This window comes from Phaeovulum sp., assembly GCF_047638075.1.
In the GTDB taxonomy this organism is placed as follows: domain Bacteria; phylum Pseudomonadota; class Alphaproteobacteria; order Rhodobacterales; family Rhodobacteraceae; genus UBA6197.
On the sequence record NZ_JBLJBV010000001.1, the window covers coordinates 56,558 to 71,933 of the forward strand.

Sequence of the window (15,376 nt, forward strand, 5' to 3'; positions counted from 1 at the left end):
TGGTTGCGCCCGACCGGGGACTAATCCAGATGCACGCCCAAGACCATAGCAACCTTGACGAAAACAGCCCTGAGTGGCGTGATGGGCTGACCCCCGTCTCGACCAGATTTGATGATCCATATTTCAGTGTTTCCAATGGATTGGAAGAAACCCGCCATGTCTTTCTGGCCGGAAATGGGCTGCCCGCCCGGCTGGCCCCCGGCTTTCGCATTGCCGAGTTGGGCTTTGGCACCGGGCTGAACATGCTGGCCACGCTGATCGCCTGTGACGGGCTGCCCGGCCCCGTTCACTACACCAGTTTCGAGGCGTTTCCCCTGCCCGCCGCCGACATTGCCCGCGCCCTTGCCAACTTTCCCGAGGTGGGGGCCCGCGCGGACCCTTTTCTGCACGCTTGGGCTGCGGGTCTGCGCCGCTTTACCCTTGGCCCGCTGCGGGTAGATGTCGTTATGGGGGATGCACGCGCCACGCTACCTGCATGGCAAAGTCATGCCGATGCGTGGTATCTGGACGGGTTTTCCCCTGCCAAGAACCCCGAACTGTGGTCGCCCGACCTGATGGCCGAGGTCGCCCGCCATACTGCGCCGGGCGGCAGTTTTGCCACCTATACCGCCGCCGGCTTCGTACGGCGAGGGTTGGCAAATGCGGGTTTTTCCGTCATCCGCGCGCCGGGGCACGGCCGCAAACGCCATATGAGCCAGGGGCAATTGAAGGCCACGCAATGAAAGAACAAAACCTGCGCAAAGGCATTTTGCTGATGGTAGCCACCAGCTTCATCTTTGCCATTCAAGACGCCATTTCGCGGCATCTGGCCGGGGAATATAACGTTTATATGGTGGTAATGATCCGCTTTTGGTTTTTTGCGGCGTTCGTCACGGCACTGGCCGCGCGGCAACCGGGCGGCATACCGGCGGCGATGGCTACGCGCCAACCCGTCATACAGGCGCTTCGTGCGGTGCTGTTGGTGGCCGAAATTCTGATAATCATTCAGGGCTTTGTCATTCTGGGCCTGGTCGAAAGCCACGCGATCTTTGCCTGCTACCCGCTGCTGATCGCGGCATTGTCTGGCCCTGTCCTGGGTGAAAAGGTCGGCTGGCGGCGGTGGACGGCAATCGGCATCGGCTTTGTGGGCATGCTGATCATTCTGCAGCCGGGCATTACGGTGTTTGCGCCTGCTGCGCTGATTCCGCTGGTATCGGCCTTCATGTTCGCGCTTTACGGGTTACTGACGCGCTATGTTGCGCGCAAAGACAGCGCCACCGTGTCGTTTTTCTGGACCGGCACGATCGGGGCGGTCGTTGCCACCCTGGCGGGGGTATGGTTCTGGCAGCCTATGTCGGCAGTCGATTGGGGCTGGATGGCCCTGTTGTGCCTGACCGGTTCCGGCGGCCACTGGTTCTTGATCCGCGCTTACGAAGAGGCCGAGGCATCGGCACTGCAACCCTTTGCCTATTTGCAGCTGGTTTTCGTGACCGTTCTGGGTATCACCATCTTTGGCGAGGTGTTGCGCCCCAATGTCGCCTTGGGCACCGTGGTTGTGGTGGGGGCGGGCCTGTTCACGCTGTGGCGGGCGCGGGTCAAAGGGGTCAGCGTCCCTTCAGCTCCTCAGTAAAGCGTATCGGAGACAGTTTTCCGCTCAGCCGCGCGCGGTAGCCCGGCAGACATTCCGATACCCGCATCACATAGTTGCGGGTTTCGGAAAAGGGGATCATCTCGATCCAGTCGACCACATCCACACCTTCGGCACGCGGGTCGCCCTGTTCCGCCATCCAGCGGCGCGGCCGCCCCGGCCCGGCGTTATACCCCGCCGCCACCAGCACCGGCGAGGGCCCGAATTCGTCGCGCAAGGTCGCAAGATACGCGGCCCCAAGCTGCGCATTATAGGCGGGATCCGAGGTCAGACGGGCAAGCTCATAGCCGATCCCCAGCTTTTCGGCCATCATCTTGGCAGTGCCCGGCATCACCTGCATCAGCCCCCGCGCGCCCGCGCCTGATACGACCACCGGATCAAATTCGCTTTCGCGCCGCGCGATCGACAAGGCAAGCTCTGTCGGAACGCCCAGATGCGTGGTCTCCAGCCCCGACAGCGGCAGATAGGCCGGGGTCAGCACGACGCCCTGTTCCGCCGCCTTCTTGGCCAACATCAGCGCCAGATGCGCATCGTTCCAGTCCAGTGCCAGCCGGGCAAGGCGGGCAATATCATCCGTGCCCATACCTTCGGACAGTTGCAGCAAAAACCGCTCGGTCAGGTCAATTCGGCCGGCGCCATGCAGCAAAACAGCGGCCTGAAAGCGCGAATCCCCGGCAAAAGCGGCTCCGCGCCAGTCGGGCAGCGGGTCTTGGCCGATAAGCTGGGGGTCCATCGGGGCGGCGATCCGTTCCGCCGCCAGCAGGCCATAGAACGTGGTCTGATAGCGCGCAGCACTGGCATAGGCCGCCTGTGCCTCGGCGGCATTGCCGATGTCATCCAGCGCGCGGCCCTGCCAATAGCCCGCCCGCGACAGGCTGATCGGGCTGGACACCGCATCGCCCAGATGGCGAAAATGCAGCAGCGCGGTGGGGGCATCGTTCAGCCGCAGCGCGGCGTAGCCCGCCAGCCATTCCAGATCAGCATAATCGGCCCCGGCCTTGAGGTGATGACGCGCCGCCAGTTTATAGGCGCGGCGAAACTCGCCCATCCTAAGGTCGCGCCGCGCCAGATTGGCGCGCAGCCGGGCCCAAAGCGCGGGTTCACCCAGCGCATCGGCCGCGGTGGAACGCTCTAACAGCAGGTCTGCGGCGCTATCCTCGGCGCCGTTGCGGCCGCGCCAGGTGGCCCGGTCGCGTGCAAGCCCGGCCGAACCCGCCATCCGTTCCGGCACCGCCGCTATCAGCGCATCAACGCCCCCCGTTCCCAATTGCAAGGCAATGCGCGCCGCAGCCACAGCGCGGGTGCCGGGGGTAGCAAGGGCCAGTAACCGTTTGGCCGCGGTCGCCTCGCCCCGGTCCAAAAGCCAGGCGATGCGGCCGCCGTGGTGATCGGCCAGAAGGGTGGGGAAACGGGTCAGAAACGCGGCCTCTTCCTCGGCCGACAGATCCAGCCCACGCCAAGCGGCGGCGGCCACCTTTTGCGCCTTGGCCGTGTCGCCCTGCGCCAGATGCGCATCAATCAGGGCCATTGCACCTGCCGCCGTCAGGGGCGCGTTCGCGGCAAAATAGGTCACGATCTGGCCCGGTGTGGCCTCGGACAAGTTGGCCTCACCCCGCCGCCTTAACAGCGCCATCCCCGGCCAATCGGCGCGGCGGGTGGAAAAATCGGCGTAATCGGCAAAGCTGCCCTGCCCGGCACGCAGACGGTGCCATTCGACAATATCAAACGCCAGCGGCCCGGAGGCCCGCGCCTGTTGCAGCGCGCCAGGCCAATCCTTGGCCCCAACGGCGGCAAGCGCCTGTCTTAGCGCCACCGGATCATCGGCGCGCACGGGGTAGGCGGCGCAAACGGCCACCGAAAGCACCACGGCCCACAGCCCGGCTTTGGTAAAATCACGCATATTTGGCAAGGATCACGACCTGTTTTTCCCTTCCTGCCTTTCCTTCCATATTTGTGCAATACACAAACTTGGCAAGCGCGCAGGCCTCGTCTAGGGTCCGGCGCACCTTTAACGGGGCGAATCCGCCCATCTCAACATAGGAGCGTGTCATGTTCAAAGGGTCCATCCCAGCCTTGGTCACGCCGTTCAAACCAGACGGCGCGCTGGATCTGGACGCGCTCAGGAAACTGGTTGAATGGCATATTGCCGAGGGCAGCCATGGGCTTGTTCCGGTTGGCACCACCGGCGAAAGCCCAACACTTAGCCATGATGAACATATGCAGGTCATTTCTGAGGTGGTCAAAGCCGCCGATGGCCGTATCCCGGTAATTGCGGGGGCCGGTTCCAACGCGACAGCAGAGGGGATCAACCTGATCCGGCACGCGCAATCTGTGGGGGCCGATGCGGCACTGGTAGTGACGCCCTACTATAACAAACCCACCCAACGCGGGATGGTGGCGCATTTCAAAGCCATGCATGACGCAAGCAGCCTGCCAATCATCATCTACAATATCCCCGGTCGTTCGGTCGTGGACATGGCGCCCGAAACGATGGCCGAACTGGCCAAACTGCCGCGGATTGTGGGGGTCAAGGACGCCACCGGCAAGATTGAGCGTGTCAGCCTGCAACGCCAGGCCTGCGGCCATGATTTCATTCAGCTTTCAGGCGAAGACGCCACTGCGTTGGGCTTTAATGCGCACGGCGGGGTTGGTTGCATATCGGTGGCGGCGAACGTGGCACCGCATCTGTGCGCAAAGTTCCAAGAGGCCACCTTGCGCGGCGATTACGCCACGGCGCTTGAGTATCAAGACAAGCTGATGCCGCTGCACACCGCGATCTTCATCGAGCCGGGAGTGGCGGGGGCGAAATATGCCGTTTCCAAGCTGGGGCGCTGCACCGAGACCGTGCGGCTGCCGCTAACCCCGCTTTTGGATACGACCAAGGCACAGATTGACGCGGCCATGCGCCATGCGGGTTTGATCTGAAATACCTGATCCCCGCGGCTTGGGGGTCAATCGTGGCGCTTGCGTCAGGGACAGTCAGACTGGAAAGGCCGCGATCAGGCCTTACGGGGTTTGACGGTCCCTGATGGCGATTCTCTTTGCCATTTTGAGGGCCGAAAACCGCCCGATGACACCCTTCGCCCTGGCTTTGCGGGCAACAACAACGGGTGATGCCTGCAAAATAGGCAGTTTCCCGCCACTATTTCCCCAAACAACAGCAGGTTGCGGCTGAAACCGGCATCAGAACACGCAACTCACACGGTCTTGCGCAAAGCCCGCTTGCTATTATGCAGGCTCTACGGCAATGGAAGCGCTGGTGATATCACGGCGACCAACGCCAGAACTGTCTGACAAAGAACACATATCCATGCATTCCCGTTCGCCCGACAAAGGCCACTTTCTGACCCGGCGCCATCTGCTTGGCGCGCTTCCCGCAACGGCACTGCTGATGACGGGAACGGCGTTGCCACGCATGGGCCATGCCGAAGAAACCAGCCCCCCCCCGGCGTCGGTCGATATGCCGGCAACGGCGCAACAATTCTCATTCGATTTGCTTGGCGAAGAGATGCAGGCGTTGGCGACACAGCCCTATAAAGCCGCACCGGCAGGCGGTGGTTTTCTGGATAACCTGACCTATGACGACTATCGGCTGATACGTTTCAACCCAGAACGGGCACGTTGGGCCGACGAAAAAGACAACTTCTTTGAGCTTCAGGCGTTTCACATGGGGTGGCTCTTCAAAGAGCCGGTATTGATGTATGAGGTGGTTGACGGTCAGGCCCAGAAAATGGGTTTTGGCACCGATGACTTCATCTATCAGCGCCAGATCATGGAACGGGTACCGCCCCATGCACAATTGCCCGGCGTGGCTGGGTTCCGGCTGCATGTGCCTCTTAACCGTCCCGACATCCACGACGAACTGGTGGCTTTTGTTGGGGCAAGCTATTTTCGCGCATTGGGCCGGGGCAGTGCCTATGGGCTGTCTGCGCGTGGGCTGGCAATCAACACCGGGTTGGACCAGGCCGAGGAATTTCCGCGGTTTTCCCGGTTCTACATGGAACGCCCCGCGCCCGGCGCCCGCGAGATCACGCTTTACGCCACACTGGAAAGCCCATCGGTAACCGGGGCCTACCGTTTTGTCATCACGCCGGGCGCCGACACTGAAATGGCCGTGACGGCGCGGCTATATTTTCGGGGTGATATTGCGCAACTGGGGGTGGCACCGCTAACCTCGATGTTCCTGTTCGCAGACCGTAACCGCGCCCAGTTTGACGATTTTCGCCCCAATGTACACGACAGCGACGGCCTGCAGATCATCCGGCGCGATGGCGACCGGTTGTGGCGGCCACTGGCCAACCCGCCACGGCTGGCCAGTTCCTATTTCACCGAGGAATCGCCGCGTGGGTTTGGCCTGATGCAGCGTGACCGCGAATTTGACCATTACCAGGATGCAAGTGCCCATTACGAACGCCGCCCTTCGGCAATGGTAACGCCTGTAGGCGATTGGGGCAAAGGCGTGGTTCGGCTGGTCGAAATTCCCAGCGACCTTGAGGTCAACGACAATATCGTTGCCTTTTGGGTGCCCGAAGGGGCGGTAAAGGCCGGCGAGTCGCGCGAGTATTCATATATTCTGCAGTGGGGCGACCTGCCCTCTGACCCGCAACAAACCCGCGCCGAGGTTTTGGAGACATGGGCCGGGGCAGGCGGGGTTTCCGGCGTAGGCAATGTTGATGGAACCCGCAAATTCGTGATCGACTTTGCGGGTGGAATCATGGCGAAACTACCCGCCGATTCCGATATAAAGGCGATAACATCCATCACCGGCGGCACCATTGTCACCCAGACGCTTTCTTTGATTACGGGCGGTATCTGGCGTTTGGTGCTGGACGTGGCGGCCGAAGGAAAAGGCGACACCGTGGAACTTGCGGCCCATATCGCTGGTTATGGGCAAAAGCTCTCGGAGAATTGGCTATATCAATGGATCAGGTCATGAACATGACAATGCTGAATAATAACACCCTTAACCCGGCCACAGCCGCGCGCGATGGGTCCACACTGATTGACGATCTTTACGCCCTGCCCGATGCGCCACTGGCAATGCCACGGCAAGTCTTGCAATTGCCCAAGGGCTATTGGTTTGGTCTTGGGGCTACACATCGGTCTGACGCGGCAACCCCCGGTGCAGGGAACTGATCCATGACAACGGCCTCGGCGGGGCGCAGCGGCCGTTTGGCCCGCCTTCGGCTAAGTGCGATCATCTTAAGCCTGCTGGCTGGTACGACCGCTTTTTTTCTGTTTGTTCAGTTCGGCGCGGCGGACGGGCTGGATGCGCTTGATCTGGTGCGCGCTGCCCTGATTCTGATTTCAACGCTTTGGCTGGCCTGGGGGGCGGTGGGCGGGTTGATGGGGCTGACCACCCGCGCCAAAGCACCCCCACGCGCCCGGCAAGCCAGCCTGATCACCACGCGCACCGCGATCCTTGTCCCGGTCTATAACGAAGACCCCGTCGAGACCTTTTCACGGATTGCGGCAATGGACGCCTCATTGAGGGCAACCGGCTTTGGCGCAAATTTCCACTTTGCGGTGCTATCGGACACCCGAAATGAGATGATCGCCCAGCGCGAGGCGCAATGGTTTGCGCGGCTGGTGCAGGATTGCGCGGGTATCGGCCGATTTTTCTACCGTCGTCGCAGCAATAATAGCGGCAAAAAGGCCGGAAACGTCGAGGATTTCATTCAGCGGTCCGGTGCCGCCTATGATTTTGCGCTGATCCTTGATGCTGACAGCATCATGGAAGGGACCACTATCCTGGAGATGGTCCGCCGGATGCAGGCCGAACCCCGGCTGGGGCTGCTGCAAACCCTGCCCCGGATCATTCGCGCACGGTCACGCTTTGGCCGGGCAATGCAGTTTTCGGCCAGTTTCTTTTCGCCGGTATTTGCGCGCGGCCTGGCGATGGTGCAGGGGGAAACCGGCCCGTTTTGGGGGCACAATGCGCTGGTGCGTATTTCGGCCTTTGCGCAATGCTGTGGCCTGCCTCAGCTTTCCGGCAAGCCGCCCTTCGGTGGCCACATCATGAGCCATGACTATGTTGAAGCCGCGTTGCTGGCGCGGGGTGGTTGGGTCGTACGGCTGGATGACGACCTGGGCGGCAGTTATGAAGAAGGCCCCGAAAACATCGTCGACCACGCCAAACGCGATCGGCGTTGGTGCCAGGGCAATCTGCAACACAGCAAGATCATCACCGCCCCCGGCCTGAAAAGATGGAGCCGCTTTGTCTTTGCCCTCGGGATCATGGCCTATATCGCGCCGCTGTTTTGGCTAGGGTTCTTATTGGCCTCTATCGCGGCACCGCTGTTTGCGCCACCGCTGGACTATTTCCCGGAACCCTACTGGCCCTTCCCGGTTTTTCCGCGCAACGAAGCGTCAAAGGCGATCGGGCTTGCCATCGGGGTTTTCGGTCTGCTGCTGTTGCCCAAGCTGCTGGTGGCGCTGAAAGCGGCGCTGGACGGGCGGGCGCGCGGCTTTGGCGGTGCGGGGCTTGCGTCTTTATCGACGCTGGGAGAGCTGGTATTTTCATCCATCACGGCACCGATATTGCTGCTGTTTACGACGCGGTCAGTGTTTCAGGTGCTGATAGGCCGCGATGGCGGCTGGCCCACCAACAACAGGGGCGATGGGCGGTTGGGGTTGACCGAGGCCTGGGCCGCAAGCCATTGGATCGTAACAACCGGGCTGGGCGGCCTGGCCGCCACATGGGCCTTTGCACCCATGCTGCTGTTGTGGTTGCTGCCGGTTGGGATTCCGATGGTACTGGCACCGCTTATTATTTTCTGGTCATCGCAAGACAGCAAATCACGGCTTTTGGGGGTTCCGACGGAATATACCCCGGCCCCGGTCATGGTGTTGCAAGACAAGGTTCTGGCACGCTGGGCCCAATTACCTGACACCGCCAGCCCCAAGACCCCCAACCCCGAGGCGGTAGTATCCAATGTCTGACCCCCTGCCGCTTACGGCGCCCCGTGCCCTTACCGGGCGCGACCCAAGGCTTGATTTCTTTCGCGGCCTGGCGTTGGTGATGATCTTTATCAACCATGTTCCGGGCACCGTTTTCGAACACTTCACCAACCGCAATTTCGGTTTTACCGATGCGGCCGAAGGTTTTGTGCTGATGTCCGGGGCAGCGGCCGGATTGGCCTATTCCAATGGCATGCGGCAATCGCCACGCTGGCCGACAGTGTCACGGTTATGGAACCGGGCCTGGCTGCTTTATCTGGTGCATCTGATGACGGCGATGTGCGCCATCGCGATTGTTGCGGCGGCGGCCCTGTGGTGGGATGCCGCGCCGATGCTGACGCGGAACAACTTTCAGACGTTGACCCGCACCCCGCTGGAGTTCCTGATCGGGATCACAACGCTGGGCCATCAGTTGGGGTATGTGAACATCTTGCCGATGTATATGGCGCTGCTGCTGGCCACACCGCTGTTCTTGCAGGTTGCGCTGTGGCGACCGATGGCGCTGGTTGTCCTTTCGGTGCTTATCTGGTGGGGGGCCGCCCAGTTCCGGGTGAACCTGCCCAACTTTCCCACACCCGGCGGATGGTTTTTCAACCCATTCTCATGGCAGATAATATTTTGCATCGGTTTGTTGATCGGCGTTGCCTCAAAGCAAGGGAAGCGGTTTGTACCGGTGCGCTGGTGGCTGGTGGCGTTGACGGCAGGGTTTTTAGTGCTGTCTTTGGTCTGGATCAGGGTGCCGATTGCCGGCAAGGTGCTGGGGCGCATGATGGGCCAACTGCGCGACGCCGGCTTTCCATTCTATATTGTCGGCTTTGACAAGACATTTGTCAGTTTGCCCCGGCTTTTGCATATTCTAGCGCTGGCTTATGTGCTTTCGGTACCGGCCATCGTGCGGCGGATTTCAGCATCACGGATTGTGCAGCCCGTGGTGCTGATGGGGAAAAATGCGCTACCGGTCTTTGCACTGGGCACGATCCTGTCAATATTGTTGCAAGCGGTGAAACAGGTGGCCGAGCGCAGCATTGTTGAGGATAGCCTACTGTTGGCGGGTGGTTTGGCGGTGCAGATGGGTTTTGCCTGGGCGAAGACACAACTTGGCGCCAAACGGCGGCAGACCTGAAAGATCAAATTGCGGCAACCCGCATGGCCCGCTTACCCCAAGAAACGTGCCGCACCGAAAGGGCGCGCCAGCGCCGGTAAATATCCGGTGCTTCCCTGCATAACAGGAAAACGCAGGCATGACACCAATAGCACAAACCCGAAAATCTATATCCTTTAGCGGGATTAAACTGCGCGGATCAGGACTTTTTCGAATAATCGTAGCGGGTATTGTAGCTGTAGCTATAGGAATAGCCCGCCTTGGCACGTTTAGGGTCAAAGCCGTTCAGAACAGCCCCAATCGGGCGCACACTCGATGCCTTGAAGGTATTCATCAGCGCGGTGATTTCGCCCACGGGCGTCACGTCATAGCGAATGACTGCAATTGTGGCCCCCGCTACACGCGAAATGATGACCGGGTCCGTCACCGCCAGAACCGGCGGGCAATCAAGCAGGGTCAGGTCAAACTCGCGGTCAAGATCTGCGATCAGATCAGGCAGGGAATTGCGCATCAACAGCTCGGACGGGTTCGGCGGAATGCGTCCGGCCGGCAGAAAGTAAAGTCCCGGCACCGGGCCCTCTATCAGCGCCTCATCCAGCGTGCATTGGCCGGAAAGGATTTCCGACAGGCCGGGGTTGCCCTTTGGCACGCCAAAATACTTGCGCAGTTGACCGCGGCGCAGATCGCAATCTATCAGACAGACCTTTTGCCCCGCTTGCGCCGAAACGACCGCAAGATTGGCACAGGTGAATGACTTTCCCGCACCCGGCGCGGTGCTGGTGATCGCCAAAGAGCGGGTGGTAGCATCCAGCATGCCAAAATGCAGGCTTGTGCGCAGCGAGCGAAGCGCCTCGACGGTAATATTGGTGGGGGTGGTCAGCGAGATCAGGGGTGTGTCACCGCCACGGGCGTTTTGTAAATCACCATCGGCAGAGTAGTTGAGCGTTGCAAAAACGGAAATTCCCAATTTTTCCAAATCTTCGGCACCTTGGATGCCCTTGCGCATCCAACCGTTCATCAGCACGAACAACAGCCCCGCAAGCAGCCCCAACACACCCGATAGCACAATGATCAGCCCCTTTTGTGGGGCGACGGGGCGGCTGGCGGTCTGGGCAAAGTCGATGATCCGCACATTGCCGATGGTAGAGGCCTTTAGCACGCGGACCTCTTGGGCGCGGGTCAAAAGCTGGGTGTAGATTTCCTGTGTCAGTTCAAAATCACGGGTCAGGTTCAGGATATCACGCTGAGTGGCGGGAAGCTGGGCAACTTCGCCGCGCAAATCGGCAAGTTTTGCCTCTAGTCGCGCGCGTTGGGTCAATAGTTGCTGATAGGTGGGGTGGTTGGTGGTGTAGAGTTGGCGCACCTTGTCTTCTTCGTTCTGCAACCGGCGCAGATCGGCCTCAAGCGTACTGATCTGTTCCAAGAGGCTGGCAGTTTCAAAGCTGAGATCGACGGACATCTGCTGTTGTTTATAGCGGTTCAGGTTGGCCTCGGCGGTATCGACGCTGGCGCGGGCCTCGACCAGTTGATTTTCGATGAAGGTCAGGCTGCTTTCAGCCTCGGCGGCCGAGCGAGAGATATTTTGGCGCAGGTATGCCTCGGTCACGGCGGCAAGGATGCGGCGGGCCTGTTCGGGGTCGGTCGCGGCGAACTGAATATCCAACATGCCCGACTGCCGCCCCCTTTCAGACACGGATAGCGCGTCGCGCAGTTCCTTTATCAGCCGCTTCACGTCGCGTTGGGTGATGTCATAAACCCGGCCGGGCGGGGCGCTGATCGCCCCGATACGAATGGCAAAGCCGTGATCCTCAAGGCGCAGCATGGCCCCCACCTGAAGGTCATGTGTCACCCCATCCGGCGTGCGAAGGGTGGCGTTTTGGGGGCCAGACACGGCAAGGGCGATGGGTTTTTCTACCCAGTCGGGGGGCACTTGCAGAAAATCAATGCCGACCATTTCACCCGCCCGTGCGTATTGGCGCAGTAGGCCCAGTTGCGGCACCGGCAGATCAAAGCGCATCAACACCGACCCGATCAGCGGCGCGGTTCGGGGGGTGATTTCCCAATCCAGATGTTCCGCGGCAATGACCTGCCCCAGAATGAAGCGAGAGCGCAGGATCTCTATTTCCGTGATGGTGCGGGGATCGTTGCTAAGCAGATCGCTCATTTCCGTAGGCAGAGCAAGGATGCCGCTGCGCTCTTCCAGTTGCAAAAGCGCGTCGGCCTTGTAGGTGGGCGCGGCCAGCACCGCCACCAGCACCCCGACCGCCAGCGCAAGGCCGGTGGAAAGGGCAATCCAGTGTTTACCCTTCCACAGATTGGCGGCCATCAGAGCAAGGTCAACTTCGTCTTCCACGTCAGGTTGCGGGGGGCGTTGGTGTATCATCCGCGGACCTCACCACGCCCCAATCGGATGGCCCACGCGTCGGCGGCGTCAGATATCTGCTGAAAAATAGCCTCGTGAAACTGGGGCGAGCGCCGGTAGGGGTCGGCTATGCCGCGCGCACCGGTCCAGTGGTCAAACAGCATGACCCGGCCGGAAAGCTGCGGCGACTGGCGGGCGATCTCTTGTTTGTGGCGTGGTTCCATCACGAGGATCAGGTCTTGCGCGGCGCCAAGCGCGGGGGTGAATTGACGCGCCGAATGATGCGCAAGATCAACCCCGTGGCGGGTGGCGGTGGCAAGGCTGACCGGATCGGCAGGTTGACCAACCAAAGCCGACAGGCCAGCCGACGAAACCGTCACCTGCGGAATTGCTGCCGCAATAAGACGTTCCCCCAAGGGCGAGCGGCAGATATTTCCGACGCAGACGACAAGCACATGTTCGATCATGATTTCAACCCGCTCAATCCTTCACGCTATCACCGACCACCAACGCGTTGATGGTGGGAAGCAACCCGCTGATGACATCATTCCAGCGGGCCAGAGGCGATCGCACGACATAAACCACGTCGCGCGGCTCCAACGCAAAGCGGGTACCGATCAAGAGCCCGGTCGGAGAGCCGGTTTCAAGCTGAAACACGGTGATCCGGCCCTCAAGCAGGCGGAACACAAAGATGCCGCGGGTATCGGCACGTTTCTCATCCAGCCCGCCGGAACGGGTGATGGCCTGAGTCAGCGAAATTGGTTCAAGCGACAGGTCGATCACGTCGGGCTTGTCGATCTGGCCCAACAGATACGCCTCTTGGGCAGTGCGGCGCGGGACGTTGACGACATCGCCGTTGCGCAGGGTTGGGTTATTGTGTGGCACCTGCCCCACCAAAAACCCCTCAAGGTCAACATTGTGCGGGCGGCCAGCACGCTGCACGGTTACCCGCCGGGTGTCGGCGCTTTCGCGCAGGCCACCGGCGGCGTTGATCGCTTCGATCAGGGTCAGGGGAACGGTGGTCAGGTTCTGGCGGTTCGGGGTTGCGACCTCGCCCGCGACCACCACGCTTTGCGAATTGAACTCGGCCACGCGGACTTCGATTTGAGGGTTTGGAATGTAGTCGGCCAGACGGGTGGTCAGATCGGCGCGGATCGTTTCGGGGGGAAGACCACGGGCGGCGACCTGACCGATGAAGGGATAAAAGAACGTGCCATCGGCCTGCACGCGAAAGCCGCTTTCCGCAGCGCTGCGCTTTTCCCCGGCGGGAAGGGTCAGTTCGGGATGGTCAAAGACGATCACGCTAAGCGTATCACCGGTGCCAACGCGGTAATCCCAGCCCCTGCCTGCCGGAAGCGAACTGACGGCATGGCCCGCCGCCGGAGAGCTGAAGCTGGCGATATTGGTGGCATCAAGGCGGATGATCGTCACATTTTCCGCAAGCGATTTTTGCGCCTGCTCCTCGACAGGAAAAGAGACGAACCCCCCGGCGCAAGCAGATAAAAACAGTAGCGGTGTGCATAGTGGGAAAATGCGCAGATACGACAAGTCAACTCTCCCTTAGGTAGAGTTTTGTTAATCCAGTTTTTCCCTAATAAAAAGTATTAATAACCGCTTACCGCATCAATCTATACGCTAGTCACTTTTCAACCCTGAGGGTGGACATTCTCGGACGAGTTCCAACCCGGTCCACTATGCCAGGCCGGGTAGGCCCTATGTCGAAAATGAGGAAACCAGATGAGCAATCCTTTCAAATCCCGCGCCCCTTCCTTGAACGGCCCTGCCACCGATATTGTGCCAGTCATTCCGAATGACGCCACCGACCTTGCGACAACGGCGATCGCGCTGTTCATTGAAACCGCCGGGGCGCTAAGGATCGTTACCGTTGGCGGTCAGGAACGGGTGGTGAATGTCGATGACTTTTTCCTGCTGCCGGTAGGGGTGACGCGAGTGAAACAGACTGGCACCACGGCGTCGGGGATTCATGCGATGGTGTTGGCATGATGGTCACGGCGCAGTTCAGCGCCTGCGCCAGAGCAATGCGCCCGCGTCGGTCCTGGCGCGCGGGGTATCGGGTGGGGGGCAGTTCGCCAGTTTTGCTGGCGGATTATGTTGAGGGGCGTTTTGGGGTCAAATCAGCGACTGATTTCGCGGCGCTGCACGGCTTTACCCGGGCCTCGGTGGGGGGGTGTGTTGATGACCGGGGACAGGTGACGGGGGCTGGGCCTGATAGCCCACGGTTCGATCATCATCCGGTCAGCGGGGCCTCGCTTGGGCTGTTGATCGAGGATGCCCGCAGCAATACGCTGACGTGGTCGCACGAAATCGACAACCCCGGATGGGCCAAGGACAACGTGACGGTGCAGGCCAATGCCGCAGTTGCACCCGATGGCACGCTAAGCGCAGACAAGATTCTGGACACCGCCACGTTCGGCCACCACCGGGTCAAACAGTTCGGACTGGCGATCGAGGCGGGTAATGCCTATACGGCGTCGTTTTTTGCCAAAGGTGCGGGGCGTAATGTCTATGTCACGTTGTTTGATGGCTCGGGTGCCTGGAACGCGGCTTGTCGGTTTGACCTGGAGGCGGGGGTTGCGGTGTCGCCCTCGGGAAGCACGCTGATTGGTGCGCAGATGGAGCCTAGCGGGGATGGGTGGTTTCGCTGCGGGCTGTCGGTAAGAACGGTTGGCAACAGCAACAACGCGCAGGTCTTGATCAACGTCCTTGAAGGTCCGGCGATGTATGCGGGCGATGGTGTTTCGGGGGCGTATCTTTGGGGCGCGCAGTTGGAGGCGGGGCGGGCGGCGTCGTCCTACATCCCGACCGCAGCAACAACAGCCACGCGCGCGGCTGACAAGGCCACTATCGCTTTGGGCGAGTGGTTCAACCCTACCGCCGGAACCCTGTTGCTGGAAGCAACGCTGCGACGCGGCACGGCTGGGCGGTATCTTTGGTCCCTGAATGACGGCTTGCCGGGCGGAAATACCCTTGGGGTACGGTTCGCCCAAGCGGGCGACGGTGCGCTAGAGGCGGTTTCAATGTGCCAAGGTGTTGGCGAGGCGCAGATTGCCTTAGGCAGCGCGCCGGAATTTTCAGTGGCGCGTATCGCACTCAGCTATGATCAAAGTCGGATTGCGGCCAGCCTGAACGGCAGTGCAGCGCAAACTCATACCGGGGTGTCGCCTGCGGGCAGCTATTCGGTGCTGCAACCCGGCGGATTGCTGGCGGCGGCGGGCAACATCCACCTGCGCCAGATCGGCTATTGGCCACATGCAATGGCCGATGACGCGGTGCAGGGACTGTCGGCGGCGCGTTGACGCAGGCA

At 60.8% G+C, this 15,376-nt stretch carries 13 protein-coding genes; 9 read left to right on the forward strand and 4 right to left on the reverse strand.

All coding sequences use genetic code 11. The annotated features are described in order from the left end of the window. Positions 1 to 29: 29 nt before the first annotated feature. Both mnmD and ACM62R_RS00260 read left to right on the forward strand, forming a co-directional pair. Entirely contained in the window at positions 30 to 722 is a 693-nt protein-coding gene (gene mnmD / locus ACM62R_RS00255) for a tRNA (5-methylaminomethyl-2-thiouridine)(34)-methyltransferase MnmD (protein WP_415182112.1), read from the forward strand. Continuing rightward, on the forward strand, positions 719 to 1,609 hold the full coding sequence (locus ACM62R_RS00260) for a DMT family transporter (protein WP_415182060.1): 891 nt from the start codon (positions 719 to 721) through the stop codon (positions 1,607 to 1,609). The genes mnmD and ACM62R_RS00260 overlap by 4 nt, the downstream gene beginning before the upstream one ends. Here ACM62R_RS00260 and ACM62R_RS00265 read toward each other — a convergent pair. Beyond that, entirely contained in the window at positions 1,584 to 3,527 is a 1,944-nt protein-coding gene (locus ACM62R_RS00265) for a transglycosylase SLT domain-containing protein (protein ID WP_415182061.1), read from the reverse strand. The genes ACM62R_RS00260 and ACM62R_RS00265 overlap by 26 nt on opposite strands. Before the next feature lie 149 nt (positions 3,528 to 3,676). Here ACM62R_RS00265 and dapA point away from each other — a divergent pair, with 149 nt between their 5' ends. The 5 genes from dapA (at position 3,677) to ACM62R_RS00290 (ending at position 9,710) form a co-directional block, all read left to right on the forward strand. Beyond that, the gene (gene dapA / locus ACM62R_RS00270; protein ID WP_415182062.1) at positions 3,677 to 4,552 is read left to right on the forward strand and encodes a 4-hydroxy-tetrahydrodipicolinate synthase; all 876 of its coding nucleotides are present in this window, start codon (positions 3,677 to 3,679) and stop codon (positions 4,550 to 4,552) included. 385 nt (positions 4,553 to 4,937) lie between these two features. Beyond that, a complete protein-coding gene (locus ACM62R_RS00275) occupies positions 4,938 to 6,563 on the forward strand; it encodes a glucan biosynthesis protein (RefSeq protein WP_415182063.1) in 1,626 nt (541 codons plus the stop codon). Then, positions 6,560 to 6,763, forward strand: a complete 204-nt coding sequence (locus ACM62R_RS00280) for a hypothetical protein (RefSeq protein ID WP_415182064.1) — start codon at positions 6,560 to 6,562, stop codon at positions 6,761 to 6,763. Before ACM62R_RS00275 ends, ACM62R_RS00280 begins: the two co-directional genes overlap by 4 nt. 3 nt (positions 6,764 to 6,766) lie before the next feature. Beyond that, complete coding sequence (gene mdoH, locus ACM62R_RS00285; RefSeq protein ID WP_415182065.1) at positions 6,767 to 8,569, forward strand: glucans biosynthesis glucosyltransferase MdoH; 1,803 nt, start codon at positions 6,767 to 6,769, stop codon at positions 8,567 to 8,569. Further along, entirely contained in the window at positions 8,562 to 9,710 is a 1,149-nt protein-coding gene (locus ACM62R_RS00290; RefSeq protein ID WP_415182066.1) for an OpgC family protein, read from the forward strand. Before mdoH ends, ACM62R_RS00290 begins: the two co-directional genes overlap by 8 nt. A 178-nt stretch (positions 9,711 to 9,888) precedes the next feature. Here the strand turns inward: ACM62R_RS00290 and ACM62R_RS00295 are convergent, their stop codons facing one another. Genes ACM62R_RS00295 through ACM62R_RS00305 form a run of 3 tightly spaced genes read right to left on the reverse strand, consistent with a single transcriptional unit; the run spans position 9,889 to position 13,599 of the window. Continuing rightward, positions 9,889 to 12,072: a polysaccharide biosynthesis tyrosine autokinase gene (locus tag ACM62R_RS00295; protein ID WP_415182067.1), complete on the reverse strand. Its 2,184-nt coding sequence runs from the start codon at positions 12,070 to 12,072 to the stop codon at positions 9,889 to 9,891. Next, positions 12,069 to 12,518 (reverse strand): low molecular weight protein-tyrosine-phosphatase, encoded by a 450-nt coding sequence (locus ACM62R_RS00300; protein ID WP_415182068.1) that lies wholly within the window; start codon positions 12,516 to 12,518, stop codon positions 12,069 to 12,071. The genes ACM62R_RS00295 and ACM62R_RS00300 overlap by 4 nt, the downstream gene beginning before the upstream one ends. Positions 12,519 to 12,531: 13 nt before the next feature. Next, positions 12,532 to 13,599, reverse strand: a complete 1,068-nt coding sequence (locus ACM62R_RS00305; RefSeq protein WP_415182069.1) for a polysaccharide biosynthesis/export family protein — start codon at positions 13,597 to 13,599, stop codon at positions 12,532 to 12,534. A gap of 189 nt (positions 13,600 to 13,788) precedes the next feature. Between ACM62R_RS00305 and ACM62R_RS00310 the strand changes: the two genes are divergently transcribed. Together ACM62R_RS00310 and ACM62R_RS00315 are read left to right on the forward strand one after the other, a co-directional pair. After that, positions 13,789 to 14,055: a spike base protein, RCAP_Rcc01079 family gene (locus ACM62R_RS00310; protein ID WP_415182070.1), complete on the forward strand. Its 267-nt coding sequence runs from the start codon at positions 13,789 to 13,791 to the stop codon at positions 14,053 to 14,055. Further along, positions 14,052 to 15,368, forward strand: coding sequence for a phage head spike fiber domain-containing protein (locus ACM62R_RS00315; RefSeq protein ID WP_415182071.1), 1,317 nt, complete (start codon positions 14,052 to 14,054; stop codon positions 15,366 to 15,368). The genes ACM62R_RS00310 and ACM62R_RS00315 overlap by 4 nt, the downstream gene beginning before the upstream one ends. Positions 15,369 to 15,376 lie beyond the last annotated feature (8 nt).

Coding starts and splice junctions, on each gene's coding strand:
- mnmD (WP_415182112.1), top strand. CDS start 30: ATGCACGCCCAAGACCATAGCAACCTTGACGAAAACAGCCCTGAGTGG.
- ACM62R_RS00260 (WP_415182060.1), top strand. CDS start 719: ATGAAAGAACAAAACCTGCGCAAAGGCATTTTGCTGATGGTAGCCACC.
- ACM62R_RS00265 (WP_415182061.1), bottom strand. CDS start 3,527: ATGCGTGATTTTACCAAAGCCGGGCTGTGGGCCGTGGTGCTTTCGGTG.
- dapA (WP_415182062.1), top strand. CDS start 3,677: ATGTTCAAAGGGTCCATCCCAGCCTTGGTCACGCCGTTCAAACCAGAC.
- ACM62R_RS00275 (WP_415182063.1), top strand. CDS start 4,938: ATGCATTCCCGTTCGCCCGACAAAGGCCACTTTCTGACCCGGCGCCAT.
- ACM62R_RS00280 (WP_415182064.1), top strand. CDS start 6,560: ATGAACATGACAATGCTGAATAATAACACCCTTAACCCGGCCACAGCC.
- mdoH (WP_415182065.1), top strand. CDS start 6,767: ATGACAACGGCCTCGGCGGGGCGCAGCGGCCGTTTGGCCCGCCTTCGG.
- ACM62R_RS00290 (WP_415182066.1), top strand. CDS start 8,562: ATGTCTGACCCCCTGCCGCTTACGGCGCCCCGTGCCCTTACCGGGCGC.
- ACM62R_RS00295 (WP_415182067.1), bottom strand. CDS start 12,072: ATGATACACCAACGCCCCCCGCAACCTGACGTGGAAGACGAAGTTGAC.
- ACM62R_RS00300 (WP_415182068.1), bottom strand. CDS start 12,518: ATGATCGAACATGTGCTTGTCGTCTGCGTCGGAAATATCTGCCGCTCG.
- ACM62R_RS00310 (WP_415182070.1), top strand. CDS start 13,789: ATGAGCAATCCTTTCAAATCCCGCGCCCCTTCCTTGAACGGCCCTGCC.
- ACM62R_RS00315 (WP_415182071.1), top strand. CDS start 14,052: ATGATGGTCACGGCGCAGTTCAGCGCCTGCGCCAGAGCAATGCGCCCG.